The sequence below is a fragment of the Curvibacter sp. GW821-FHT01G03 genome, assembly GCF_059422285.1.
The window spans coordinates 145,726-169,535 of the sequence record NZ_JBWKWP010000013.1; the positions used below are offsets into that span (position 1 = coordinate 145,726).

Below are 23,810 nucleotides of genomic sequence, written 5' to 3' on the forward strand. Positions count from 1 at the left end.
CTCAAGCAGCCCCCAGGTGGGGTACCAGACCGGCGGTGGGTTGACCGTTCTTGAGTGCGGCGGTGTAGGCCAGCATGCGGTCGATGGGCAGGCGCGCGCGCGGGATCAGGGCAGGGTCCACCCACACCTCGTTGGCACCGGTCTCCAGCACGCGGGCCACGTCGGCCAGGCCGTTCATGGCCATCCAGGGGCAGTGCGCGCAGCTCTTGCAGGTGGCACTGTTGCCGGCGGTGGGGGCTTCATGGAAGGTCTTGCCGGGGTTTTGCGTGCGCAGCTTGTGCATCATGCCGTTGTCGGTGGCCACGATGAACTCGCTGGCCGGCAGCTCGCGCGCGGCCTTGAGGATGACCGAGGTCGAGCCGACCACATCGGCCAGGGCCACCACGTCGGCCGGCGACTCAGGGTGCACCAGCACCTTGGCCTGGGGATGTTCGCGCATCAAGGCCTGCAGCTCAAACGCCTTGAACTCGTCGTGCACGATGCAGGCCCCGTTCCAGAACAGCATGTCGGCGCCGGTTTCGCGCTGGATGTAGTGGCCCAGGTGGCGGTCGGGCGCCCACAGGATCTTCTGGCCCTGGTCTTTCAGGGCCTGCACGATGTCGAGCGCACAGCCCGAGGTGACCATCCAGTCGGCGCGGGCCTTCACGGCGGCGCTGGTGTTGGCGTAAACCACCACGGTGCGGTCAGGGTGGGCGTCGCAGAAGGCGCTGAAGGCGTCGGTGGGGCAACCCAGGTCGAGCGAGCAGGTGGCATCGAGATCGGGCATCAGGATGCGCTTGTGCGGCGACAGGATCTTGGCGGTCTCGCCCATGAAGCGCACGCCCGACACCACCAGGGTCTGGGCCGTGTGGTCACGGCCGAAGCGGGCCATCTCCAGCGAGTCGCTGACCAGGCCACCGGTTTCCTCGGCCAGGTCCTGCAGATCGGGGTGAACATAAAAGTGCGACACCATGACGGCATTGCGCTCCTTGAGCAGTCGGCGGATGCGGTCTTTCAACGCCCCGCGCTCGACCTGGGTGGGCTCGGGCGGCACCCGGGCCCAGGCGCGGCGGGTGGCGCACACGCTGCCTTCGGCCAAGGCCGGCTGTTCGTAGTCGATGTCAATCACGGCACTCATGCCCAGTCCTCGAAACGCATGGAGAAATCGGTGGCCTTGACGTCCTTGGTCAGGCCGCCGATGGAGATGCGGTCAACCCCGGTGGCAGCCAGTTCAGGCAGGCGATCCAGCGTCACACCGCCCGAGATTTCAAGCACGGCGCGGCCGGCGTTCAGGCGCACCGCCTCGTGCAGGGTAGGCAGGTCCATGTTGTCGAGCAGCACCATGCGGGCGCCGGCCTCAAGCGCCTCTTGCAGCTGGGCCAGGGTTTCAACCTCGATCTCGATGAACTGGGCCTGCGCCGCCACGGCCTGTGCGGCCGCCAGCACGGGGCGGATGCCACCAGCGGCAGCGATGTGGTTTTCCTTGATCAGCACGGCGTCGTACAAGCCGATGCGGTGGTTCAGGCCGCCCCCGGTGCGCACGGCGTACTTCTGGGCCAGGCGCAGGCCAGGCAGGGTCTTGCGGGTGTCGACGATGCGGGCTCGGGTGCCCTGCACGGCGGCCACGTGCTCGGCGGTGCGGGTGGCCACAGCGCTCAGCAGTTGCAGGAAATTGAGGGCGGTGCGTTCAGCCGTGAGCAGGGCCCGGGCCTCGCCCTGCACCTCCAGCACCACCTGATCGGCCTGGCAGGTTTGCCCCTCAGCCACCTGCCAATGCAGCTCGGCGCTGGGGTCGCAGTGGCGGATCACGGCCTCGGCCCAGGGCTGACCGCACAACACGGCCGGTTCGCGCACCAGCACACGGGCCGTGATGCGCCGCCCCGCCGGCACCAGGGCAGCGGTCAGGTCGGCAGGCCCCACATCCTCTTGCAGTGCCCGGGCCACATCGGACTGCGCCAGCGCCGCCAGCTCGGCGGGCGAGAACTCAAGCAATTTCGTCATGGGCGCGAAGCATAGCCGCTGCGCCAGGGGCTTTCAGCAAACTGTCATCTTTTGTACAAACGGACAGCGCTGTCTTGGGCGACTGAGGCAAACCGATACATTTTGATACCTCGCTGGCGATTACACTCGCGCCCATTTTGGGCCCAGGGCCCTTGCCGGAGACGAGACTTGAAGATTGTTCGCAGCGTGGCGGAGCTTCGCCAGACCCTTGCCCAGGCCCAGCGCCCTGCCTTTGTGCCCACCATGGGCAACCTGCACGAGGGGCACCTTTCGCTGATCCAGCAGGCCCGCCCGCTGGGTGATGTGACCGTGGCCAGCATCTTTGTGAACCGGCTGCAGTTTCTGCCGCACGAAGACTTTGACAGCTACCCGCGCACCTGGGAGGCCGACTGCGCCAAGCTGGAGGCTGCGGGCTGCCATGTGCTGTTTGCCCCGCGCGAAACCGATCTGTACCCCGAGCCACAAACCTTCAAGGTGCAGCCCGACCCGGCCCTGGCTGATTTGCTGGAGGGCGAATTCCGCCCCGGTTTCTTCACCGGCGTGTGCACGGTGGTGATGAAGCTGTTCTCGGCCGTGTTTGCCGGCCATGCCGAAGGGGTGTCGGTGTTCGGCAAGAAGGACTACCAGCAGCTGATGGTGATCCAGCGCATGGTGCAGCAGTTTGCATTGCCGATCACGGTGCTGGGGGCCGAGACCACGCGCAGCGAGGCCGGCCTGGCCCTGTCGTCGCGCAACGGCTACCTGAGCGAGGCGGAGCGCACCGAGGCGCTGCAACTGTCACTGGCCCTGCGCGGCCTGGCGCGCGAGGCACTGGCCGCGGCGCATGCCTTGCCACAGCACCGCGAGGCCCTGGAGGCCGCCGCCCTGGCCGCCCTCAAGGCACGCGGCTGGGCACCCAACTACCTGACCGTGCGTCGGCGCAGCGACCTGCAGGCCCCCCAGGCGGGTGACCCGCTGGTGGTGCTGGGCGCGGCTCGCCTGGGCAGCACGCGCCTGATCGACAACCTGGAGATCTGAGAGCGTGAGCGCGCGCTGAGGTCCAAGCCCGCCAGGGCTCAGGCCATTTCGCCCTTGGGGCCACGCCCCATCAAGGCCGCCACGGCCTCGGCCGGCTGCAGCTGGCCGTCGAGCAAGGCCACCACGGCCTCGGAGATGGGCATTTCGACGCCCAACAGGCGGGCACGCTGCACCACGGTGCGGGCGCTGTAAACACCCTCGGCCACATGGCCCAGCGAGTCGACTGCCTGTTGCAGGCTTTGGCCGGCCGCCAGCAGCAGGCCGACCTGGCGGTTGCGGCTCAGGTCGCCGGTGGCGGTCAACACCAGATCGCCCAGCCCCGAGAGGCCCATGAAGGTGTCGACCCGGGCCCCCAGGGCCAGGCCCAGGCGCGTCATCTCGGCCAGGCCGCGGGTGATCAAGGCGGCCCGGGCGTTCAAACCCAGGTCCAGCCCGTCGCACAGGCCGGTGGCGATGGCCAGCACGTTCTTGACCGCGCCCCCCACCTCGACCCCGACCAGGTCATCGTTGGCATACACCCGCAGGCTGGGACCGTGCAGGGCCTCGACCAGGGCGTGGCGCACCGAGGCCTGGTGGCTGGCCGCCACCAGGGCGGTGGGCTTGGCCTCGGCCACCTCGCGGGCGAAGCTGGGGCCGCTGAGCGTGCCCACCGCCAGGCGCGGGGCCACCTGCTCGGCAATTTCATGGGCCAGCAGGCCGTGCAGGCCCTGGCTTGCATCGGCATCGGCCACACGCTCGAAGCCCTTGCAGAGCCAGGCCACGGGCACCGTCAGATCCGCCAGGCTGGCCAGGGTGGCGCGTAAAGCGGCCATCGGGGTGCCGATGATCACCAGATCGCTGCCCGCCGCCAGGGGGGCCAGCGGCGCGGCGCTCAGGGTCAGGGATTCGGGCAAGGGGGCCAGCGGCAGGTAGCGCTGGTTGCGGCGTGAGGCCTGCATGGCGGCCACCTGGGCCGCATCACGGCCCCACAGGGTGACTTGATGGGCGGCCGGTGCAGCACAAGCGCCAATGGCCAGGGCCGTGCCCCAGGCACCGGCTCCGGCGACGACTATTTTCATATCGGACGCAACAGGCACCCGGGCCTGCCAGAGCAGGCCGGGCGCGGCAGCTGATTACTGAGCCACCTGGCCGGCGGCCTGGGCTTGCTGCTGTTCGTACATGGCCTGGAAGTTGATTTCGGCCAGGTGCACGGGCGGGAAGCCGCCGCGCTGGATGATGTCGGCCACGTTGCCGCGCAGGTAAGGGTAGACGATCTGCGGGCAGGCGATGCCCAGGATGGCGCCCATCTGGTCTTCAGGCAGGTTGCGGATCTCGAAGATGCCGGCTTGCTTGGCTTCAACCAGGAACACGGTGCGGTCCTTGATCTTGGTCTGCACGGTGGCGGTCACCGTGACTTCGACGATGCCATCGGCCACCGGGGTGGCATCCACGCCGAGCTGGATGTCGACGCTGGGCTGCTCTTGTTCGAGCAGGATGGCGGGGGAATTCGGCTGCTCAAGCGACAGGTCCTTGAGGTAAACGCGCTGGATCTGGAAAACGGGATCTTGTTGCTCGGCCATGAGGTTTCTCGGTTCACAAAAACAAGACACCGCCTGCGGTCCAGGGTCGGTGCCCATTAAAAGAAAACCCGCCGCGGAAGCGTTACCGCAGCGGGCACTCAGGCACCATTATCTCAGCAGAAAATGGCGCTTTTGCGGCAGCGCTCAGGCGCCCAGCAGAGGCAGCAGACCGCCGCGCCCGTCCAGGGCCATCAGATCGTCGCAGCCGCCCACGTGGGTGTCGCCGATGAAGATCTGGGGCACGGTGCGCCGGCCAGTGACCTGCATCATGTGATCGCGCTGGGCCGGGTCGGCATCGATGCGGATCTCTTCAATCTCGGTCACGCCCTTGGCCTTGAGGATCTGCTTGGCGCGGATGCAATAAGGGCAGACGGCAGTGGTGTACATCTTCACGGGCTGCATGGGGACAAATTCCTTGCTGGGTAGATACGGGACATGGGCCCGGTTCAGGCCTTTTCAACTGGCAGGTTAGCCTCTTTCCAGGCTTTGAGCCCGCCACTCAGGGCTTGGGCCTGCTGGTAACCCAGTTTTTGGGCCGTCTTGACAGCGGGACCGCCGCGCGAGCCGCTGGCGCACACGAAGATCACCGGCAGGGCCTTGTTCTTGACCACCTCGGGCAGGCGCGCCTCCAGTTGGTCCAGCGGCACGCTGCGCGCGCCGTTCACGTGGGCTTGCGCGTAGTCGGCCGCGTCGCTGACATCCACCACCACGGCTTTTTCGCGGTTGATGAGCTGCACGGCATCGGCCGTGGACAGGCCGACTGCAGAGGCGCCCTTGAGGGTGGGCCACAGCAGCATCACGCCTGAACTCAGGGCAATGACGATCAGCATCCAGTTGTCGGTAATGAATTTCACGGGGTTCCTTGGGTTGGCAAACCCGACAATTTTAGAATGCTGGGTTTCGCACTGGAAAAATTGAGGGCTTCGCATGTACAAACTCGTTCTTGTCCGCCATGGTGAATCCACCTGGAACCTTGAAAACCGCTTCACCGGCTGGACCGATGTGGACCTGACCCCGACCGGGGTGGAGCAGGCCAAGAACGCCGGACGCCTGCTCAAGGCCGAAGGCTACGACTTCGACCTGGCCTACACCAGCGTGCTCAAGCGGGCCACCCGCACCCTGTGGCACACCCTGGACGAGATGGACCGCACCTGGCTGCCGGTGGTGCACAGCTGGCGCCTGAACGAGCGTCACTACGGTGCGCTGCAAGGCCTCAACAAGGCCGACATGGCCAAGCAGTACGGTGACGCCCAGGTGCTGGTGTGGCGCCGCAGCTACGACACCCCGCCGCCGGCCCTGGAGGCCACCGACCCGCGCTGCGAGCGTGGCGATGCCCGCTACAGCCGCCTGAAGCCCGAAGAGGTGCCACTGACCGAATGCCTGAAGGACACCGTGGCCCGCGTGCTGCCGTTCTGGAACGAATCCATCGCCCCCGCCATCAAGAGCGGCAAGCGCGTGGTGGTGGCTGCCCACGGCAACTCGATCCGCGCCCTGGTCAAGTACCTGGACAACATCGGCGACGACGACATCGTGGGCGTGAACATCCCCAACGGCATTCCGCTGGTGTACGAGCTGGACGCCGATCTGAAGCCGATCCGCCATTACTACCTGGGCGATGCCGAGGCGGCTGCCAAGGCCGCCGCGGCCGTGGCCTCGCAAGGCAAGGCCTGAGACCAGCCTGAGCCAAGCCCGCGTCCATCGCGGGTAAAGCACAGGTAAAGCCACCCCCCTGCTCCGCAGATTCCCCGGGTGAATGAAGGGGACTGCGGAACCTGGCCTGACGCGGCCCATCCTAGGTGTATATTGCGTCGCAAAAAGGTGATTTCATGGGTGAAAAACTCCGTATCGCAGGCTGGATTTCCATTGGCGTGGTGGCCGGCGCGCTGACCACGGTCTCGCTGCAAACCGTGGCACGGGGCAGCATTTCGCCGCTTCCACTCGAAGAGTTGCAGCAACTGGCTGCGGTGTTCGACATGGTGAAGACCGATTACGTCGAGCCGGTGGACGAGAAAAAGCTCATCACCGACGCCATCTCAGGCATGGTGGCCAGCCTGGACCCGCACTCGCAGTACTTCGACAAGAAGTCCTACAAGGAATTCCGCGAAGGCACCTCGGGCCAGTTCGTGGGCGTGGGCATCGAAATCACCCAGGAAGATGGTCTGATCAAGATCGTCTCACCCATCGAAGGCTCCCCCGCCTACCGTGCGGGCCTGAAGACCAACGACCTGATCACCAAGATCGACGACACCGCGGTGAAGGGCCTGGCCCTGAACGATGCCGTCAAGCGCATGCGCGGCGAGCCCAATACCAAGGTGTTGCTGACCGTGTTCCGCAAGGACGAGAACCGCACCTTCCCCGTGACCATCGTGCGCGAGCAGATCCGCACGCAGTCGGTGCGTGGCAAGGTGGTCGAACCCGGCTACGCCTGGGTGCGCCTGAGCCAGTTCCAGGAACGCACGGTGGACGACTTCGTGAAGAAGATCGACGAGATCTACAAGCAAGAGCCCAATCTGAAGGGCCTGGTGCTTGACCTGCGCAACGACCCGGGTGGCCTGCTCGATGCGGCCGTGGCGGTGTCCAGCGCTTTCCTGCCCGAGAACGTGACCGTGGTGTCCACCAACGGCCAGTTGGCTGAAAGCAAGTTCACTTTCAAGGCCTCGCCTGAGTTCTACCAGCGCCGCAGCGGCCCAGATCCGCTCAAGAAGCTGCCCGCCGCCCTCAAGACCGTGCCGCTGGTGGTGCTGGTCAACGAAGGCTCGGCCTCGGCCAGCGAGATCGTGGCCGGCGCCCTGCAAGACCACAAGCGCGCCACCCTCATGGGCAGCCAGACCTTTGGCAAGGGCTCGGTGCAGACCGTGCGCCCCCTGGGCCCCGACACTGGCCTGAAGCTGACCACGGCCCGCTATTACACGCCCAGCGGCCGTTCGATCCAGGCCAAGGGCATCGTGCCCGAAGTGATGGTGGACGACACCGAAGAAGGCAGCCCGTTTGCCGCCTTGCGCATGCGTGAGGCCGACCTGGAGAAGCACCTGAACAGCGGCCAGGGCGAAGAAAAGCCCGATCCGGAGCGCGAAAAGGCCCGCGACGAGGCCCGCAAGCGCCTCGAAGAGGAAGCCAAGAAGCCCGTGGCCGACCGCAAGCTGCCCGAACTGGGCAGCGACAAGGACTTCCCGCTGATGCAGGCCCTGAACCAGCTCAAGGGTCGCCCGGTGATGGTCAGCAAGACCCAGACCGAGCGCAAGGAAGAAAAGACCAGCAACTGAGCCCTGCACAACGGGGATCACCAGCGCCCTGCGGGGCGCTTTTTTTTATGAACGACGATCAGCTGCTCCGTTATTCCCGCCACATCCTGCTCGACGAGATCGGCATCGAGGGGCAGGAACGTCTGCTGGCCGCGCACGCCGTGGTGGTGGGCGCAGGCGGCCTGGGCTCGCCCGCAGCCCTGTACCTGGGCGCGGCCGGGGTGGGCCGCATCACCCTGATCGATGACGACGAGGTCGACCTGACCAACCTGCAGCGCCAGATCGCCCACACCCAAAGCCGGGTTGGGCAGGCCAAGGTCGATTCAGCCCGGCAGGCCATCCTGGCACGCAACCCCGAGGTTCGGGTGGATACGCTGCGCCAGCGTGCTGACGCCGCGTTGCTGGACCAGCTGCTGCCCGACGCCGATGTGGTGCTGGACTGCAGCGACAACTACGCCACGCGCCAGATGGTGAATGCAGCCTGTGTGCGGCATCGGCGAGCGCTGGTGTCGGGGGCTGCGATCCGCTTCGATGCCCAGATCAGCGTGTTCGATCCACGCCAGGCCGACAGCGCCTGCTACGCCTGTGTGTTCGACCCCGCCGAGACCCCCGAAGAAACCCGCTGCGCCACCTTGGGTGTGTTCGCCCCCCTGGTGGGGATTGTGGGCAGCCTGCAGGCGGCCGAGGCACTGAAGCTGATCAGCCTGGCCGGCACGCCCCTGACCGGCCAGTTGCTGATGCTGGATGCGCGCACCATGGAGTGGACGCGCATGAACCTGTCACGCCATCCGAACTGTCCGGTGTGCGGCACGGCCGTGTAGGACTGGTCTGACATCTTCAAAACGAGGTGACTGGCACAATTCACCGACCTGAACTTACCGCACAAGCGCAATCCAAATCCGTTGGTCTGGGTTGTGTCTTCGGAATGCGGGTGAACAAGGCCATCACTTGGAACTCCGAACCTACATCGTCGAAGACAACGCCACGATCCGCGAGAACCTGGTGGGCACGCTGGAAGAGCTGGCGGACGTGCGAGCCGTGGGCTTTGCAGAGACCGAGCACCAGGGCATCGAATGGCTGCACCAGCACTCAGATGACTGGGATCTGGCCATCGTGGACTTGTTTCTCAAAGAAGGCAGCGGGCTGGGCGTGATTTCGTCGTGCCAGCAGCGCCAGCCGCACCAGCGACTGATCGTGCTGACCAACTACGCCACACCCGACATCCGGCTGCGCTGCGCCAGCCTGGGCGTGGATGCAGTGTTCGACAAATCCAATGAAATTGACGCCCTGATCGATTTCTGCACGCTGCAGGCATCGTCTGATGCCTGAGCACGGCGCACCCCGCTCAGACAGGCCCGGATCGCTCAGTCGATCAATCGGTTTTTGAGGGCGTAATAGGTCAGGTCGCTGTTGGAGGCCAGGCCCATCTTCTCCATCAGGCGGGTTCGGTAAGTGCTGACCGTCTTCACGCTCAGGGACAGCGACTTGGCCACGTCGCCGGCCGTCTCGCCACGGGCCAGCTTGAGAAACACCTGAAACTCGCGCTCCGAGAGCTGCTCGTGCAGCGGCACGTCGTCCTTGCGGCCCAGTTGCTGGGCCAGCAGATCGGCCACGGTGCGGGTGATGTAGCGCTTTCCAAGCGCAATGGTGCGCACCGCCTCCACGATCTCGGCGGGGTCGCACTCCTTGTTGAGGTAGCCACTGGCGCCTTGCCGGATGAGGTTCATGGCGTAGTGCTCCTCCGGGTAGCCCGAGAGGATCAGGATGCCCACGTCGGGCGCCTTGGCCCGGATCATGGCCAAGGCGTCCAGCCCCGACTGCCCCGGCATGGCCAGGTCCATCAACAACACATCCATTTCGGTGATGCGCACGAGATCGATCGCCTCGCGTCCGTTGGCCGCCTCGCCCACCACCCGCAGGTCGACATGGTCGGCAAAGAAATTGCGCAAGCCCGAGCGCACGATGGCGTGGTCATCCACGATGCCTATTCTGATCATCGATATTGTCTTTCATCATTTGTGAGAATCCACCCACAAATGCGCCGACAATAACCGAAACTGCAACCACAGAACAAAGTTTCGCCAGCTTCCCAGCTGTGCGCAGGGAATAGGGGCTGTCCATGGCCCACCATGCCCGGAGTTTTTCATGACGAGGTTTGCATCCTTGCCGATGCGGCTGAAACAGCGTTTTTTCAGCGGTCGGCCTTTGAACATCACGCGCCAGTGGATCAGCCTGCCACTGGCCTTGCTGGCCACCCTGAGCCTGATCGGCATCAACGAGCTGGGCTACGAGCGCTCTGCCGGCACCGTCAAACGCATCACGGCCACCCAGGAGACCCGGGCCACGCTGCACAAGCTGCTGGCCCAGATGCTGGACGCCGAGACGGGCTTGCGCGGCTACCTGCTCAGCGGCGACGAGCGCTACCTGGCGCCCTACAACAGCGCGGTCTCCGAGGTCAACCAGACCTTGGACCAACTGCGCCAGACCGACCAGGCCCACCCCGTCGACCCAGCGGCCCTGGTCGCCCTGTCGCGCCACGTATCGCGCAAGCTGGCCGAGATGGACCTGAGCCTGAAACTGCGCAAACAAGGCAAGGAAGACGCTTGGAAGTACGTGATGCACACCGACGTCGGCAAGGAACACATGGACGCCATCCGGGAGCAGTCGGCGGCCCTGATCGACGAAAGCAGCCACCAGACCGAATTGGGCGATCGACAGATCCTGCGCTCTCTGATGGTGTCGCGCCTGGGCATCGCCTTGACGGCGCTGGTGGGCCTGCTGTCCTTTTATCTGTACCTGCGGCAGTCGAATGCACTCAAGGTGGCGGGTCAGCGCGAGCAACAGACCCTCAAGCAGGAGCGCGACCGCCTGGAAAGCCTGGTGCGCGATCGCACCGCCTCGCTGGCCAAGCTGGCCACCTATCTGCAGCAGGTGCGCGAGGATGAGCGCGGCCACCTGGCCCGCGAACTGCACGACGAACTGGGCTCGCTGCTGACCGCGGCCAAGCTGGACGTGGCACGCATCAAGTCGCGCCTGGGCGATCACGCCCCCGAGGCCCTGCAGCGCCTGCAGCACCTGACCGAAACCCTCAACCGGGGCATCGCCCTGAAACGCCGCATCGTCGAAGACCTGCGCCCTTCGTCCCTGTCCAACCTGGGTTTGCTGCCCTCGCTGGAAATCCTCACCCGGGAGTTCTCGGAACGCTCCGACCTGGCACTGGACACCCGGCTGGAAGCGGTGGATCTGGATGAGTCATCGCAACTGACGCTGTACCGGCTGGTGCAGGAGGCGCTGACCAACATCGGCAAATACGCCCGTGCCCGGCAGGTGTCGGTGCAGTTGCAGAACACGGGAACCCACGCGCTGCTGACGGTGAGCGACGACGGCATCGGCTTCAACCCCGAGCAGATCGGGGCCGGCTCACATGGTCTTGAGGGCATGCGCCACCGCGTCGAAGCCACCGGCGGGCGCCTGGTGGTGGAGTCCACACCCGGCCAGGGAAGCCGCATCACGGCCTACCTGCCCACCCTCACCAGCCCGCTGTGAACCCACTGTGGGCCGGCGCCTACAAGCAGGAAGCGCCGATGCCGACAGGCGGGATGCGCCCTCGCCGACCAACCTCTCGTCCACCCAAGAATACCCTTCGTAGAAGCGATAACCCACGACCCGCGTGGCTCGTCAAGCACACTGGATTTCTGCATGGACGCTTCATCCTCACTGGACCCGAACTTCGACCAGCCCATCATCCGCGACACCACGCGCCTGCGCTTTCCACCCGAGGACAGCAACAACGACGGGATGGACTGCGTGGACCTGCTGATCCGGCGCAGCCATCCCCTGAGCCACCTGGCCCCGTCGGTGCAGGCACTGCCGCCTGAAACCGGCCAGGTCGCCTGGAGCCGGGTATCGTGGCCCTGGGCCTCCAATGGCATGCAGGCAGCGGGCCGGCCACGCGGCCGCTGGCTCTCGAGCGAGCCTCAGTCCGCCAGCGACTGAACCTGCCGCGGCGGGCCCGCAGCCGGGTTGCGGCGCGGGCAGCCGGTCGCCAGCAGACTGGCGCTCACTGAGAGCGTGTTCAATGTCTCCCATGGGTCGCGCGAGACATTGAACACCCTCTTAGGCATGATCAGCAGCTTCATGGCTTTGAAGTGACCTGCCTCATGAGTACCCTGATTTTTCTGCCGGGCCTCGGCGCTGATGCCGATCTGTGGGCTGACCAGACCCGCGCCCTGCCCCCGGACCTGCGCTGGGCCATCAGCCTGGTGCACTTCCGCCACCCCAGCATCAGCGCCATGGCGGCGGCCGTGTTGCGCGAACACAGCGGCCCACTGGCCCTGTGCGGCACCTCGATGGGGGGCATGATCGCCCTGGAGGCCTTGCGCCAGGCGCCCGAACGCATCACCGGTCTGGCCCTGCTGGGCAGCAATGCACGCCCCGAAACCGAAGCCATGCGAGCGCTGCGCAGTGACGCCGTGCGCCAATTCCGCGCGGGCCAGGTGCGGCAGGTGATCGAACCCAACATGGCCCTCGCCTTCCATGCCGATGGTGCGGCCCGCCCGGATCTGCGGGCACGCTACTGGCGCTTCATCCTGGCGGCAGGCGGCGAAGCGCTGGCCCGCCAGAATGAAGCCGTGATGGACCGCCCCGATGCCCGCCCCCACCTGGGCCGCATCAGTTGCCCCGCGCTGGTGGTGTGCGGGGCCGATGACGTGCTGACGCCGCCTGAGTGCTCACACGAGATGGCTGCCGCGATCGGCACGGCCGAATGGGCCGTGATCCCGCGTTGCGGTCACCTGTTGACGATGGAGCGCGCCCCGCAGGTCAATGCCTTGCTCAAAGGCTGGATCTCACGCTGGCACCGCGCCTGAGCGCCGGCCCCAGCCAACCCAGGTCACTCGCGGCTCTGGCTGCGCACCTTTTCGGCCAGCCGCTCTTGCACCAGGGGGGAGACAAACTTGTCGACCTCGCCACCGAGCACGGCGATCTCGCGCACAAAGGTGCTCGAGATGAACTGGTACTTGTCGCTGGGGGTGAGGAAAACGGTCTCGACGTCGGGCATCAGGCTGCGGTTCATGCCGGCCAGCTGGAATTCATAGTCGAAGTCGGTGACCGCGCGCAGGCCGCGCACCATGGCCTTGCCGCCACGGGCCACCACAAAATCACGCAGCAAGCCCCCGAAAGTGGCCACCTCGACCTGGGCGAATGGCTTGACGGCGGCACTCACCATGTCGACCCGCTCTTGCAGGCTGAACAGGGTTTTCTTGTGGTGCCCGGCAGCCACGGCCACGATCACATGGTCAAACAGTTGGGTGGCTCGGCGCACCACGTCTTCGTGCCCCAGGGTCATGGGGTCGAAGGTACCCGGGTAAATTGCGATCACGTTCTGGGCCATGGCGGTGCGTCTCCTGCGGTGGGGCCTGGGGGCATTCTTTGGGCGCATTATGCATGCCGCCCGCACCCCGCATGGCCCCCCCGCGACAGGGGTGCCGGCCGACGGCCAAGAGAGACGAATCAGGTCGCAGGCGGGGTCGGCTTGAGCAGGTGGGCGTGCACCGCCCCGGCCTTGAGGTAGCGGTAAGGCTGCAGGCCCAGGCCGTGAAGCTCGTCGGCCGTCCAGGCGCGAGGAGCCTCCAGGTAGATGAAGCCCTCGGGCTGCACGGCTTGCCCCGCCGCCCGCAAGGCCGGCTCGAACAGGTCGGAGGCAAAAGGCGGGTCCAGCAGCACCAGGTCGAGACCGGCACCCCGTTGCTGGACCAGTTGGGCCACACCGTCACCTCGTTGCACCTTCACCTGGGTGGCCTTGAGGCGTATCGAGCTGGCCTGCAGATGCTGCACCAGCCCGCTGTCCTGCTCCATCAGCCAGACCTCGCGCGCCCCGCGTGAGGCGGCTTCGAAGCCCAGGGCGCCGGTGCCGGCAAACGCGTCAAAACAGCGCCAGCCACCCAGGTCCTGACCCAGCCAGTTGAACAAGGTCTCGCGAACGCGGTCCGGCGTCGGGCGCAGGCCCGGCCGGTCGGGCACGGCCAGACGGGTGCGCTTCCAGAGCCCACCGATGATGCGGATCTCCCCCGGCGCCTTGCTGAGCTTCGGGTGCCCGGAGGCCTTGCCAGCCGGTGCCGCCGGGGTTTTGCTCGGGCGGCTCATGGACGGGCCCCCACGGTCACGGTGACCTGGCGATCGGGTTGCAGATGGCGCTGAAAAGCCGCCCTGATGTCTTGCACACTGACCTTGTCGATCTGCTGCGTCCAGGTGTCCAGGTAGTCCCAGGGCAAGTCATGCAGGGCCATGTTGGCCACGTTGTCGAGCAGCTTCTTGTTGCTGTCGATGCGCAAGGCAAAGCCCCCCACCAGGTTGTCCTTGGCGGCCTTGAGCTCGGCCTCGGTCGGCCCTTCGGCCACGTACCGGCTCAGCACCTCTCGCGCCACCTTGACGGCCTCGGCCGCCTGATCGGGTCGGGTCTGCAGCCCGAGGGTGAAGGCGCCCGCATGCAGGCCCGGTGCAAAGTAGCTGTAGACGCTGTAGCTCAGGCCTCGCTTTTCGCGCACCTCGCTGGTCAGGCGTGACACAAAGCCGCCGCCGCCCAGGATGTAGTTGCCCACCAGCAGGGCAAAGTAGTCGGGGTCGGCTCGGCGGATGCCGGGCTGACCGATGAACACATGGGCCTGGGCCGAATCGAAGGGCAGGCTCAGGGTTTCTGCCTGGGTCAGAGGCGCGACCTCGGGCACCGCGGGCTGGGGCTGGCAGGGGCCGGCCGGCAACAGGGCCAGCAGGCGGCTGACCAGCACATCGGCCTGCTCGCGGGAAACCGCACCGACCAGGCTGACACGGGCGTCGCAAGCACGCACTGAACGGTTCAGGTAGCGGCGCATGTCGCTGACCTGCAGCGTGGCCAGGGTGGCGGCGGTCATCTCCTGACCGTAGGGGTGATCGCCGTAGACGGCACGCGCAAAGGCCTTGGCAGCCTGGGTACCGGGGCGGGTGTCCTCCTCTTTGAGCGAGGCCACCAGGCGCTCACGCTCACGGCGCCAGATGGCCTCGGGCAAGGTCGGTTCGGCCAGTTGGCGGGCCGCCAGGCTGATGGCCCGGTCCAGCAGATCGGGTTCGGTCAGGGTGCGCAGGCCGAAGGTGAGGCGGTCGTTGCCGGCGCTGCCGCCAAAACTGGCGCCCAGGTCGGCCCAGGCCTCGCTGAGCGCGTTTTCGTCCAGGGCGGGGGCTGCGCCATGGGCCTGAACGCCGCGCGAGCTCATGAGGGCGCTGACCGAAGCCAGCCCCGCCTGGCGGGCCGGATCCCGGCGCGAGCCGGCATCGAAGTCGATCTGTACGTCGAGCATCGGGATGGCCGGGCTTTCCACCAGGGCCACACGGGCTCCGCTGGCTTGGGTCCAGTGCTGGATGGGAAGTGCAGCCTGCGCAGCCGCGGTGGCCAGCAGCAGGGCCAGGGCCAGGCCGGCACGCCGGACCAGCAGCAGGCGCCGCGGCGGCGTCGAAACGGAAAGAGTCATGGAATCACCTGTGGAAGCACGCAGGCCGACGGCCTGGCCCAGGGTAGGGAGATAAGGGGCAGAAAAAAGAGCGGCAGACATCGGCAGGGCAGCCCGACGATCAGGAGCCATGGCGCCCGGCGGGCGCGGCCTTGCGTGGACGCTGCGGGTCCAGGGGCTGAGGCCGCAGCACGCCCACAGTCAGTTGGTCATCGCCAAAGTAACGCGCAGCCACCGACTGCACCTGGGCAGCCGTGACCCCGCGCAGGCGCTGGATCAGGCGCTCACCGGCATCCAGAGGCTGGCCCTGCACCCAGTAGCGCCCCAGTTCATTGGCCTGGTTGAACACTGAATCGAGCTTGTAGACCTCGCTGGCCACCCATTGGGCTTTGACTCGGCGCAACTCGGCCTCACTGACGCCCTGCTCGGCGACCAGGCGCACCTGGGCACGCAAGGCCGCCTCGACGGCTTCAGGGGTCTGGCCAGCCGCGGGCACGCCATCGAGCACAAACACCTGCGGGCCCCGGCCCATGAGGCCGTTGTAAGCCCCTGCACTGTCGGCCACGCGGCGTTCGCCCTGGGTCAGGCCCCGCTCCAGACGGGCCCCCGGATAGCCGTCGAGCACCGCAGCCAGCACGGTCAGCGCCAGCACGTCGTCATCCGAGGAGGTGGTTTGATCGGGGGATTCGAGCTTGGGCACCTTGAAGGCCAGCGCCACGTAGGCCTGCTCGGCCGGGGCCTTGAAGTCGAAGCGGCGCAGCCCCAGTTGCTCGGGCTCGATGCGCGGCTTGCGCAGGGGCAGGGCGTGGGCGGCAATGGGCTCGTAATGGCGCTTGGCCAGCGCCAGCGCCTGCTCGGGCTCGATGTCGCCCGCAATCACCACCGCAGCATTGGTGGGGGTGTACCAGGTGCGCCAGAAACTGCGGGCGTCATCGGGTGTCATGGCGTCCAGATCGCTCATCCAGCCGACCACCGGACGGTGGTAGGGCGAGGCCACAAAAGCCGCGGCATTCAAGGCCTCATAGAGACGAGCCCGCGGGTTGTCATCGGTGCGCATGCGGCGCTCTTCCTTGATGACTTCGATCTCGCGCTTGAACTCATCGTCGGCCCACTGGTTGTGGGCAAAGCGGTCGGCTTCGAGCTTCATCACGTCTTCCAGGCGGGCAGCCGGGATCTGCTGGTAGTAGCCCGTGTAGTCCCGCGTGGTGAAGGCGTTCTCGCGCCCTCCCAGGGCAGCCACGCGCCGTGAGAATTCGCCGGGCGGCAGGCTGGGCGTGCCCTTGAACATCATGTGCTCCAGGGCATGAGCCACACCACTGGTGCCGTCAACCTCGTCCATCGACCCCACCCGCACCCACACCATGTGGGCCACGGTGGGTGCGCGGTGGTCAGGCTTGACGATCAGCGTCATGCCGTTGGCCAGGGTGTACTGGTGCACCCCGTTGGCCAATGGGACCGGCGCTGGAACGGACGTTGGGGTGGCCGCGGAAAGCGGGGCCTGAGGCGGGGCCGCAGCCTGTGTGGACTGCGCCAGAACAGGGGCCGCCAGGGCGCAGATCAATGCGGCCAGAAGGGTGGGTGTGCGTTTCATAGAATGATGGGATTCTAAGAACCCCGCAATGTTCAGCTTTTTCAAGAAAAAATCCCCTGCTCCTGCCCCGGCAGAACCTGCCAGCGCGCCGGCCGTTTCGGCGCCCGCGCCCGCTGCCGTGCCTGAAACCTCTGCGCCCGCAGCCCCGCCGGCCCCGACAAGCACCAACGGAGGCGGCCTGAGCTGGCTGCGCAATGCCTTCGGCGGCAAGCCAGCCGCACCGGCTGAGCCCCCTGCCGAGCCACAGGCCATCGCGGTGCCCGCCGCACCTCCAGCAACAGCTCCAGCAACACCTCCAGCCGCACCGCCCGTATCTGCGCCGGCTTCTGCGCTGGCCTCTGCGCCGTCGACCCCGGCCGCACCGCAGGTCGACGCCCCGGCGCCCGTTGCGGCACCTCCTCCAGTTGCACCTGCACCCGTTGCACCTGCTCCAGTTGTTGCACCGGCACCAGCACCGGCACCGGCGCCGATCCCGGCTGTGAGGACACCGGTACCCGCCGCGGCGCCCGTTGCCGTTGCCCCTGTGGCGGTGCCAGTCCCTGCGCCAGCGCGGCAAGGCTGGCTGGACAAGCTGAAGGCTGGCCTGCGCAAGACCGGCTCGACCTTGGCCACGGTGTTCACCGGCACGCAGATCGACGACGCCCTGTACGAAGAGCTCGAAACCGCGCTGCTGATGGCCGACACCGGCGTCAAGGCCACCGAGCACCTGCTGACCGATCTCAAGCGCCGCGTGAAGGAAAGCAAGACCACCGACCCGGCCGCGGTGAAGGCCTTGCTGGCCGACGCCATCACCGATCTGCTGCGCCCGCTTGAAAAGCAACTGGTGATCGGTGAGTTCACGCCCACCGTGATCATGGTGGCCGGCGTCAATGGCGCGGGCAAGACCACCTCGATCGGCAAGCTGACCAAGCACCTGGCCAACGAAGGGGCTGCGGTGCTGCTGGCTGCGGCCGACACCTTCCGTGCCGCCGCCCGCGAACAGCTGGGCGTGTGGGCCGATCGAAACACGGTCGAGATCGTCAGCCAGGAGGGCGGTGACCCGGCGGCCGTGAGCTTCGACGCGGTCACCGCGGGCAAGGCCCGTGGCAAGGACGTGGTGCTGGTGGACACGGCCGGACGCCTGCCCACCCAGTTGCACCTGATGGAGGAGCTCAAGAAAATCCGCCGCGTGGTGAACAAGGCCGACGCCACCGCGCCGCACGAGGTGCTGCTGGTGATCGACGGCAACACCGGCCAGAACGCCCTGGCCCAGGTGCGCTCGTTTGACGACGCGCTGAAGCTGACCGGGCTGATCGTGACCAAGCTCGACGGCACCGCCAAGGGGGGCGTGCTGGCCGCCATCGCCCAGGAGCGCCCGGTGCCGGTGTACTTCATCGGCGTGGGCGAGAAGCTGGAAGACCTGGAGACTTTCAACGCCCGCGAGTTTGCCCAGGCCCTGCTGTCCTGAGGCCCGGCCCCCCACTGGCCACGAGGCCCGCCCATCGGCGGGCCTTTTTCATTTCAGGTGAGCGTGTCGGGCGAAACCGCCCTGCCCTCTCAGGGGTTCACGTTGTCACGCACCCATTGGGCGTAGTCGGCCGAGGCCTGCCAGGGGGCCCAGCACAGTTGGGGCAAGTCGTAGGGATGGTGATGCTTCAACCACGCCAGCAAGGCCGGGCCGGCCGCTGCGGTTGTCTTGAGCGTGAGGCGCCATTCCGGCTCGGCCAGGGTCTGGCCCTGCCAGCGGTAGTGCGACTGCAGGGGTTCCACCTGGACGCAGGCGGCCAGGCGCTGCGCCAAGACCTGTTTGGCGAGCGCGTCGGCATCGGTGGCCTGCCCCACGGTGGTGGTGACACACCACAGGGTCACCGAAGAGGCTTCGATGGGGGAGGGCAGTGGATTGGCCGGCGGCGTGGACATGGTCAGGCTCCAGAACAGACCCGGGATTGTGACGCAGCAGCATCCGGCGGGCATGCACCGACTCATGACAGAAAAAGGGGCTTGTCATGCCCATGACCGGTTGCTTTCAGTAGACTGATGGGCATGTTTTTGCCTACACACCGACCCAGCCATGCCCTTCGCCTGATGGCGCTTGCAGCCATCGTCTTCGTTGCCAGCTGTGGTGGTGGCGGCGGCGGGGGATCGTCCAGCACCAGCACCGGATCGGGCAGTTCCGGCAGCTCGGGCGGGTCCGATAGTTCAGGCAGTGGATCAGGCAGTGGGTCGGGCAGCGCCACCACCGATGGCCACACGCTGATCCAGCAAGCCGCCCTGGCCCAACGGCCCGGGGTGCTGGCCAAAGCCCTGGGGCGCAGCCAGCGCCTGTTGGTGGGCTTGGGCTCGACCGACGTCGCCCCCATCCAGTCGCAGACGCTCACCCCCGACATCTACGACCAGTACCTGGTGGGGGCCGGCGCCAGCGCCTGGCCGAGCTGGAACAGCCCCTCAGGCGCCTACGTGCAGTTGGTGGCGCAGCGCGCCGACCAGTTGGGGGCCGTGCCCATGTTCACCCTCTACCAGATGGCCACCCGCGGCGATGGGGTGTTGACTGGCTTGACCGACACCAGCTTCATGAAGGACTACTGGGACAACACGCGTCTGCTGTTTCAGCAACTGGCCACCTATGGCAAGCCGGCCCTGGTCAATTTCGAGCCCGACTTCTGGGGTTACACGCACCGGGTGAACGCCGACCCCACGCAGATGTTCGTCTACGTCAACACCAACCCCGACTGTGCCACCCTGCCCAACACTGTGGCCGGCATGGCCGCCTGCCTGATCCAGACCGCGCGCCAATATGCACCCCAGGCGTATGTGGGTTTCCCGCCCTCGCTGTTTGGCGACCTGCTGTCCACCGAAGTGAGCTACATGCAAAAGCTGGGGGCCGGCCAGGCCGACTTCGTGGTCATGCAGACGCTGGACCGCGACGCGGGCTGTTTCGAGGCGCAATCCAGTGTGGGCAGTTGTGTGCGCAGCGGCAGCAACTGGTACTGGGATGAGACCAACACCACCTCGCCCACCTTCACCGAACACTTTGCCACCGCCAACAGTTTCTTCCAGGGCCTGGGGCGGCCCCTGCTGTGGTGGCAAACCCCCCTGGGGGTGCCCGCTGCCACGGCCAGCAAGCAAAGCCCCTGGCGTGACAACCGCGTGCGCTACTTCCTGAGCCACCCCAACGAACTGGTCGCGGCCGGGGGGGTGGGCGTGGTGTTCAGCCCGGGCGAAGTCACCCAGACCAACATCACCACCGATGGTGGTCAGTTCAAGACCTACTCCAAAGCCTATTTCTCCAACCCCTCGGCCCTGCCCTGAGCCCCACGCGATCACCATGCCAAAACGCTGCGCTCGTCTGAAAGCCGCTGCCGGGCTGTTGGCGACCTTGCTGCTGGGCCTGGGGCTGCAGGGCGAGGCCCGGGCAGACAGCGGCAAGCTGCTGTTGACGGGCGGTGTTTCGACCGTCGAGGGGGCGGCCGGTGGTGGCATCGTGCCCTGGGCTGTGATGGGCACCCAGGCCACCGATGGTGAAATCGGGCTGAGCGCCAACCTCAACCAGTTGGCCACCCGCGACTACGGGCTGAAGACCTATGGCCTGACCTTGAACCTGCGCAATCAGATCGAGCTGAGCGTGGGACAGCAGGATCTCTCGGCCGGGCCGGCCACGGCACTGAACGCGCTGGGCTTTGACGTGCAGCCCGGCCCGCACCTGAAGATGGATGTGCTGGGGGCCAAACTGCGACTGGGCGGCGATGCGATCCTGGACAGCGACACCCTGATGCCTCAATTGGCGGTGGGCCTGCAGTACAAGCACACCCAGGCGGGCTCGCTGCAGCCGGTGTTCAACTTTCTGGGCGTGCGCAATTCGGGCACCGATGTGTATGTCTCGGCCACCAAGCTGTGGCTGGCCCAGGGCCTGCTGCTCAATGCCACCTTGCGCTACACCCAGGCCAACCAGGGTGGGCTGCTGGGCTTCGGCGCTGCCGCGCCGGGGCGCCACGGCGCGAGCCTGAACCCCGAGCTGAGCGTGGCCTACCTGCTGCGCAAAGACCTGGCCGTGGGCGCGGAGTACCGCTTCATGCCCAACAACCTGGAGGCCGTGGGGCGCGCCGCCGGCCTGGGCAACGCCTTGCGCCAGGACGACTGGAAAGACCTGTTCGTGGCCTGGGCGCCCCAGCGCAATGTCTCACTGACCGCGGCTTATGTGGACCTGGGCCGCATCGTGCCCGGCGTGACCGAACAACGGCGCCAGCGGGGCTGGTACCTGTCAGGCCAGGTCAGTTACTGAGCGCCCCCTACAGCCTTCAGGACAAGCTCATGCCCCACCGACTTCTGCCCCTTGCCATGGCCACCTTGATGCTGGTGGCCACCGCTTCGGCCAGCGCAGACCCTGACCACTATGTGCCCGCCCGCCCGGCCGATGCCGCGTTGTACCGTGCACTGGGTGAGCGCGCCGGCATCGACGCCGTGGTGGCCGGCATGCTCAAACGCTCGGCAGCCAACCCGCGCATTGCCGACAAGTTCAAGGGCATCAAGCTCAAAGGCTTGCAGGAGCAGATCACGGATCAGCTGTGCGAACTGACGGGCGGCCCCTGCCATTACGAAGGCAACTCGATGAAGGACGCGCACGAGGAACTGGCCCTGACCATGGCGCACTTCAACGCCCTGGTCGAAGACCTGCAACTCGCCATGGACGAACAAGGGGTGCCGTTCCGGACCCAGAACCGGCTGCTGGCCATTCTGGCGCCCATGTACCGCGACATCCTGAAGTCGCCCCGCTGATGGGTTGGTGCATGGCCTGCTCAAAAAACAGGCAGCGCAAGGACAACCCTTTCAAATCAAGCACTTAGCACCCCATTCAACGCTCAGGACACGGCTTGTCCACAAGTTTGTCCAAGTCTGGCGGGGACAGAACCAGTGGATGCCCTTCACGCACAGCCGGCTTGGACGGGAATGGCCGCGGCAGCACCGGGCAGTGAGCCGCGGTTCTCGACCCTCATGGCCAGGACAGGTCCAGCCCCAGCATGCCGGCCAGGTCGAAAGTGACGAAGCCCAGCCCCAGCAGTGACAGCACAAAGACCGCGGCCACCTTGCCGCTGGCGCGCAGCAGCACACGCGTCTCCTTCTTCTTTTTCTCTTGGTCGTAATGCCACTTGATGGCGAAAAACATGCCGATGCCAAGCACGATCACTTTGAAAGTCACGAAGACTACGGGGACCCAATCCATCATTTTCTATATTCCAACTCTTCATTGAGAGCCTCGATGGCGCGGAATGCCGTCGGCACCCCTCGCCATTTCAGTTCAAAAATATCACCTCGGCATTTCCCATCATCAACCGGGACATCTGCCTGATATCCGGATAATGACATTCAGACATCATTTAAAAACAATGAGATTGCCATAAGCCATGCAGGCATACTACTTAAAAACAATTTCCATACATTGAGACAAATTGTCCCAGTATGAATGCCCCACACGACCCCAATTTGCCCAGTTGGTTGCCGCGACTGGTCATGCTCGGCGAGCCTCGCTTCTTGCAGATTGCAGATGCCTTGCAGGCGGCCGTGGTCGCAGGATCGCTGAAGCCCGGTGACCGCCTGCCGCCACAACGCCAGTTGGCAGCCCAGCTCGGCGTCGACCTGACGACGATCACCCGCGCCTACGACGAGGCCCGACGCCGCCAACTGCTGGAGGGCCGTGGCGCCAGAGGCAGCTATGTTGCAGCCCCGAAGGTCGAGCTGACCGCCCGCCTCGACCTGAGCATGAACACCCCTCCCCCACCGGATGGCGTGGATTTTGACGACCTGCTGAAACAAGGCTTGTCGCAAGTGCTGAGGGGGATGGACGGTGAATTGTTGATGAGCTACCACTTGGCCGGTGGAAGCGACTTTGACCGCCAGGCTGGCGCCCAATGGCTGAAACCGATGTTGGGGCCCGTGGATTCTCGGCAGGTGCTGGTCTGTCCGGGGGCGCAAGCGGCCATCGCCGCCTTGATCCTTGCGCTGACAAAGCCTGGCGATGTCATCCTGGCAGAGCCCATGGGCTACCCCGGCCTGCGGGCCGCAGCAAGCCAATTCGGCCGTCAACTCATCACGGTGGGCGCAGACCGGCACGGCATGGTGCCTGAGCGGCTTGAGGAAGCCTGCCGCCGGCACCAGCCCCGGCTGCTCTACCTCAACCCCACCCTGCAGAACCCAACCGCCGTGACGCTGACAGCGCGTCGACGCCAGGAGATTGCCCGCATCGCCAGGCGCTGCGATGTGCGGATCATCGAAGATGACCCCTACTGGCTCCTGGCCGATGCCCCGCCGCCGCCTGTGGCCACCCATGCCCCCGATCAGGTGAGCTACATCTCAACGCTGTCCAAATGCCTCACGCCCGGCTTGCGCGTCGCCTTCGTGCTGATACGCGCCCCGCACGAGCGCGAACGTTTTCTGGCCGCGCTGAAGTCATTTGCGCTGATGGCCTCACCTCTGTCGGCCGCACTGGCCACCCAGTGGATTCTTGACGGTTCGGCGGCCGGATTGATGGAAGGCGTCCGCAAGGAGGCACGCCGGCGCCACTGGATGGCCCGGGATATTTTGGCGGGTCGGTACCAAGGCACCGGGGACGGTCTGCATGCCTGGCTTGAGTTGCCTGCGCACTGGCCCCCCTCTGAGCTTGCGCGTGCGGCCAACCGCGAGGGCATCGCGGTCACGCCGGCGCAGGCCTTCGCCATGGACAGCGGGTCAGTGAACGCCATCCGGATTTCTTTGGGGGGTGTGAGAGACCGGGACCTCTTGCAGGCGGGTCTTCGAGGGCTGTCTGATCTACTGGCGAGGCGACCTGAAGCCTGAGGCGCCGCAGCGATTTGAGCGACAGGTCAAATCCGTCTGCACCAAAGTTTTGATTTATTAAAACCAAGCCACAGGCGTCAAAAAAATCGATAAGTGAGATTATCTGATCAATCCAACCGACGCCCCTCAAGCA

28 protein-coding genes are annotated in these 23,810 nt (G+C 66.1%); 13 read left to right on the forward strand and 15 right to left on the reverse strand.

The window, feature by feature from the left end; translation table 11 throughout:
• Position 1: 1 nt before the first annotated feature.
• Both nadA and nadC read right to left on the reverse strand, forming a co-directional pair.
• A complete protein-coding gene (nadA, locus tag AC07VS_RS19415) occupies positions 2 to 1,117 on the reverse strand; it encodes a quinolinate synthase NadA (RefSeq protein WP_494656783.1) in 1,116 nt (371 codons plus the stop codon).
• Positions 1,114 to 1,980: a carboxylating nicotinate-nucleotide diphosphorylase gene (nadC, locus tag AC07VS_RS19420; RefSeq protein WP_494656782.1), complete on the reverse strand. Its 867-nt coding sequence runs from the start codon at positions 1,978 to 1,980 to the stop codon at positions 1,114 to 1,116. The genes nadA and nadC overlap by 4 nt, the downstream gene beginning before the upstream one ends.
• A 168-nt stretch (positions 1,981 to 2,148) precedes the next feature.
• Between nadC and panC the strand changes: the two genes are divergently transcribed.
• Positions 2,149 to 2,997: a pantoate--beta-alanine ligase gene (panC, locus tag AC07VS_RS19425; RefSeq protein ID WP_494751751.1), complete on the forward strand. Its 849-nt coding sequence runs from the start codon at positions 2,149 to 2,151 to the stop codon at positions 2,995 to 2,997.
• A 38-nt stretch (positions 2,998 to 3,035) separates the two neighbouring features.
• Here the strand turns inward: panC and AC07VS_RS19430 are convergent, their stop codons facing one another.
• The 4 genes from AC07VS_RS19430 to AC07VS_RS19445 all read right to left on the reverse strand — a co-directional run bounded on the left by AC07VS_RS19430 (position 3,036) and on the right by AC07VS_RS19445 (position 5,410).
• Positions 3,036 to 4,055: an NAD(P)H-dependent glycerol-3-phosphate dehydrogenase gene (locus tag AC07VS_RS19430; protein WP_492348287.1), complete on the reverse strand. Its 1,020-nt coding sequence runs from the start codon at positions 4,053 to 4,055 to the stop codon at positions 3,036 to 3,038.
• Positions 4,056 to 4,109: 54 nt separating this feature from the next.
• Positions 4,110 to 4,556, reverse strand: coding sequence for a protein-export chaperone SecB (gene secB, locus AC07VS_RS19435; RefSeq protein ID WP_019574008.1), 447 nt, complete (start codon positions 4,554 to 4,556; stop codon positions 4,110 to 4,112).
• A 144-nt stretch (positions 4,557 to 4,700) separates the two neighbouring features.
• Positions 4,701 to 4,958: a glutaredoxin 3 gene (grxC, locus tag AC07VS_RS19440; RefSeq protein ID WP_492348286.1), complete on the reverse strand. Its 258-nt coding sequence runs from the start codon at positions 4,956 to 4,958 to the stop codon at positions 4,701 to 4,703.
• Between the two features lie 44 nt (positions 4,959 to 5,002).
• Positions 5,003 to 5,410, reverse strand: coding sequence for a rhodanese-like domain-containing protein (locus tag AC07VS_RS19445; protein WP_492348285.1), 408 nt, complete (start codon positions 5,408 to 5,410; stop codon positions 5,003 to 5,005).
• Between the two features lie 73 nt (positions 5,411 to 5,483).
• Between AC07VS_RS19445 and gpmA the strand changes: the two genes are divergently transcribed.
• From gpmA to AC07VS_RS19465, 4 genes are all read left to right on the forward strand, one after another.
• Entirely contained in the window at positions 5,484 to 6,227 is a 744-nt protein-coding gene (gene gpmA, locus AC07VS_RS19450) for a 2,3-diphosphoglycerate-dependent phosphoglycerate mutase (RefSeq protein ID WP_494751752.1), read from the forward strand.
• A 155-nt stretch (positions 6,228 to 6,382) separates the two neighbouring features.
• The gene (locus AC07VS_RS19455) at positions 6,383 to 7,819 is read left to right on the forward strand and encodes a S41 family peptidase (RefSeq protein WP_494751753.1); all 1,437 of its coding nucleotides are present in this window, start codon (positions 6,383 to 6,385) and stop codon (positions 7,817 to 7,819) included.
• 47 nt (positions 7,820 to 7,866) lie between these two features.
• The gene (locus AC07VS_RS19460; protein WP_492348282.1) at positions 7,867 to 8,619 is read left to right on the forward strand and encodes a HesA/MoeB/ThiF family protein; all 753 of its coding nucleotides are present in this window, start codon (positions 7,867 to 7,869) and stop codon (positions 8,617 to 8,619) included.
• Positions 8,620 to 8,746: 127 nt separating this feature from the next.
• On the forward strand, positions 8,747 to 9,127 hold the full coding sequence (locus AC07VS_RS19465) for a response regulator (protein WP_492348281.1): 381 nt from the start codon (positions 8,747 to 8,749) through the stop codon (positions 9,125 to 9,127).
• 35 nt (positions 9,128 to 9,162) lie between these two features.
• Here AC07VS_RS19465 and AC07VS_RS19470 read toward each other — a convergent pair whose 3' ends face one another.
• Entirely contained in the window at positions 9,163 to 9,795 is a 633-nt protein-coding gene (locus AC07VS_RS19470; RefSeq protein WP_492348280.1) for a response regulator, read from the reverse strand.
• A 172-nt stretch (positions 9,796 to 9,967) separates the two neighbouring features.
• Between AC07VS_RS19470 and AC07VS_RS19475 the strand changes: the two genes are divergently transcribed.
• Both AC07VS_RS19475 and AC07VS_RS19480 read left to right on the forward strand, forming a co-directional pair.
• Complete coding sequence (locus AC07VS_RS19475; RefSeq protein WP_494656888.1) at positions 9,968 to 11,344, forward strand: CHASE3 domain-containing protein; 1,377 nt, start codon at positions 9,968 to 9,970, stop codon at positions 11,342 to 11,344.
• 153 nt (positions 11,345 to 11,497) lie between these two features.
• A complete protein-coding gene (locus tag AC07VS_RS19480; protein ID WP_494751754.1) occupies positions 11,498 to 11,794 on the forward strand; it encodes a hypothetical protein in 297 nt (98 codons plus the stop codon).
• Here AC07VS_RS19480 and AC07VS_RS19485 read toward each other — a convergent pair.
• Positions 11,776 to 11,937, reverse strand: coding sequence for a hypothetical protein (locus tag AC07VS_RS19485; RefSeq protein WP_494751755.1), 162 nt, complete (start codon positions 11,935 to 11,937; stop codon positions 11,776 to 11,778). The genes AC07VS_RS19480 and AC07VS_RS19485 overlap by 19 nt on opposite strands.
• Positions 11,938 to 11,958: 21 nt before the next feature.
• On the opposite strand from AC07VS_RS19485, the gene AC07VS_RS19490 reads away from it, so the two are divergent.
• On the forward strand, positions 11,959 to 12,666 hold the full coding sequence (locus AC07VS_RS19490; protein ID WP_492348278.1) for an alpha/beta fold hydrolase: 708 nt from the start codon (positions 11,959 to 11,961) through the stop codon (positions 12,664 to 12,666).
• A gap of 23 nt (positions 12,667 to 12,689) precedes the next feature.
• Here the strand turns inward: AC07VS_RS19490 and coaD are convergent, their stop codons facing one another.
• From coaD to AC07VS_RS19510, 4 genes are all read right to left on the reverse strand, one after another.
• The gene (gene coaD / locus AC07VS_RS19495; RefSeq protein ID WP_492348277.1) at positions 12,690 to 13,190 is read right to left on the reverse strand and encodes a pantetheine-phosphate adenylyltransferase; all 501 of its coding nucleotides are present in this window, start codon (positions 13,188 to 13,190) and stop codon (positions 12,690 to 12,692) included.
• Between the two features lie 119 nt (positions 13,191 to 13,309).
• On the reverse strand, positions 13,310 to 13,942 hold the full coding sequence (rsmD, locus tag AC07VS_RS19500; protein ID WP_492348276.1) for a 16S rRNA (guanine(966)-N(2))-methyltransferase RsmD: 633 nt from the start codon (positions 13,940 to 13,942) through the stop codon (positions 13,310 to 13,312).
• On the reverse strand, positions 13,939 to 15,300 hold the full coding sequence (locus AC07VS_RS19505) for a M16 family metallopeptidase (protein ID WP_494751756.1): 1,362 nt from the start codon (positions 15,298 to 15,300) through the stop codon (positions 13,939 to 13,941). Before AC07VS_RS19505 ends, rsmD begins: the two co-directional genes overlap by 4 nt.
• A gap of 100 nt (positions 15,301 to 15,400) precedes the next feature.
• Complete coding sequence (locus AC07VS_RS19510; RefSeq protein WP_492348274.1) at positions 15,401 to 16,870, reverse strand: M16 family metallopeptidase; 1,470 nt, start codon at positions 16,868 to 16,870, stop codon at positions 15,401 to 15,403.
• 28 nt (positions 16,871 to 16,898) lie between these two features.
• On the opposite strand from AC07VS_RS19510, the gene ftsY reads away from it, so the two are divergent.
• Positions 16,899 to 18,317, forward strand: coding sequence for a signal recognition particle-docking protein FtsY (gene ftsY / locus AC07VS_RS19515; protein ID WP_494751757.1), 1,419 nt, complete (start codon positions 16,899 to 16,901; stop codon positions 18,315 to 18,317).
• A gap of 89 nt (positions 18,318 to 18,406) precedes the next feature.
• On the opposite strand, the gene cutA is transcribed toward ftsY, so the two are convergent.
• Positions 18,407 to 18,769 carry a divalent-cation tolerance protein CutA gene (gene cutA, locus AC07VS_RS19520; RefSeq protein WP_494656778.1) on the reverse strand — a complete coding sequence of 121 codons (363 nt, stop codon included), beginning with the start codon at positions 18,767 to 18,769 and terminating at the stop codon, positions 18,407 to 18,409.
• Between the two features lie 123 nt (positions 18,770 to 18,892).
• Between cutA and AC07VS_RS19525 the strand changes: the two genes are divergently transcribed.
• The 3 genes from AC07VS_RS19525 to AC07VS_RS19535 are packed head-to-tail and all read left to right on the forward strand — an operon-like array spanning position 18,893 to position 21,622.
• Positions 18,893 to 20,158, forward strand: a complete 1,266-nt coding sequence (locus tag AC07VS_RS19525) for a hypothetical protein (RefSeq protein ID WP_494656777.1) — start codon at positions 18,893 to 18,895, stop codon at positions 20,156 to 20,158.
• Between the two features lie 10 nt (positions 20,159 to 20,168).
• Positions 20,169 to 21,128: a DUF3034 family protein gene (locus AC07VS_RS19530; RefSeq protein WP_494751775.1), complete on the forward strand. Its 960-nt coding sequence runs from the start codon at positions 20,169 to 20,171 to the stop codon at positions 21,126 to 21,128.
• 29 nt (positions 21,129 to 21,157) lie between these two features.
• Positions 21,158 to 21,622 (forward strand): group I truncated hemoglobin, encoded by a 465-nt coding sequence (locus tag AC07VS_RS19535; protein ID WP_494656776.1) that lies wholly within the window; start codon positions 21,158 to 21,160, stop codon positions 21,620 to 21,622.
• Between the two features lie 214 nt (positions 21,623 to 21,836).
• On the opposite strand, the gene AC07VS_RS19540 is transcribed toward AC07VS_RS19535, so the two are convergent.
• Together AC07VS_RS19540 and AC07VS_RS19545 are read right to left on the reverse strand one after the other, a co-directional pair.
• The gene (locus AC07VS_RS19540; protein WP_492348269.1) at positions 21,837 to 22,070 is read right to left on the reverse strand and encodes a hypothetical protein; all 234 of its coding nucleotides are present in this window, start codon (positions 22,068 to 22,070) and stop codon (positions 21,837 to 21,839) included.
• The gene (locus AC07VS_RS19545; RefSeq protein ID WP_494656775.1) at positions 22,067 to 22,210 is read right to left on the reverse strand and encodes a hypothetical protein; all 144 of its coding nucleotides are present in this window, start codon (positions 22,208 to 22,210) and stop codon (positions 22,067 to 22,069) included. The genes AC07VS_RS19540 and AC07VS_RS19545 overlap by 4 nt, the downstream gene beginning before the upstream one ends.
• A gap of 93 nt (positions 22,211 to 22,303) precedes the next feature.
• On the opposite strand from AC07VS_RS19545, the gene AC07VS_RS19550 reads away from it, so the two are divergent.
• Positions 22,304 to 23,677, forward strand: a complete 1,374-nt coding sequence (locus AC07VS_RS19550) for an aminotransferase-like domain-containing protein (RefSeq protein WP_494751758.1) — start codon at positions 22,304 to 22,306, stop codon at positions 23,675 to 23,677.
• Positions 23,678 to 23,810: the final 133 nt, after the last annotated feature.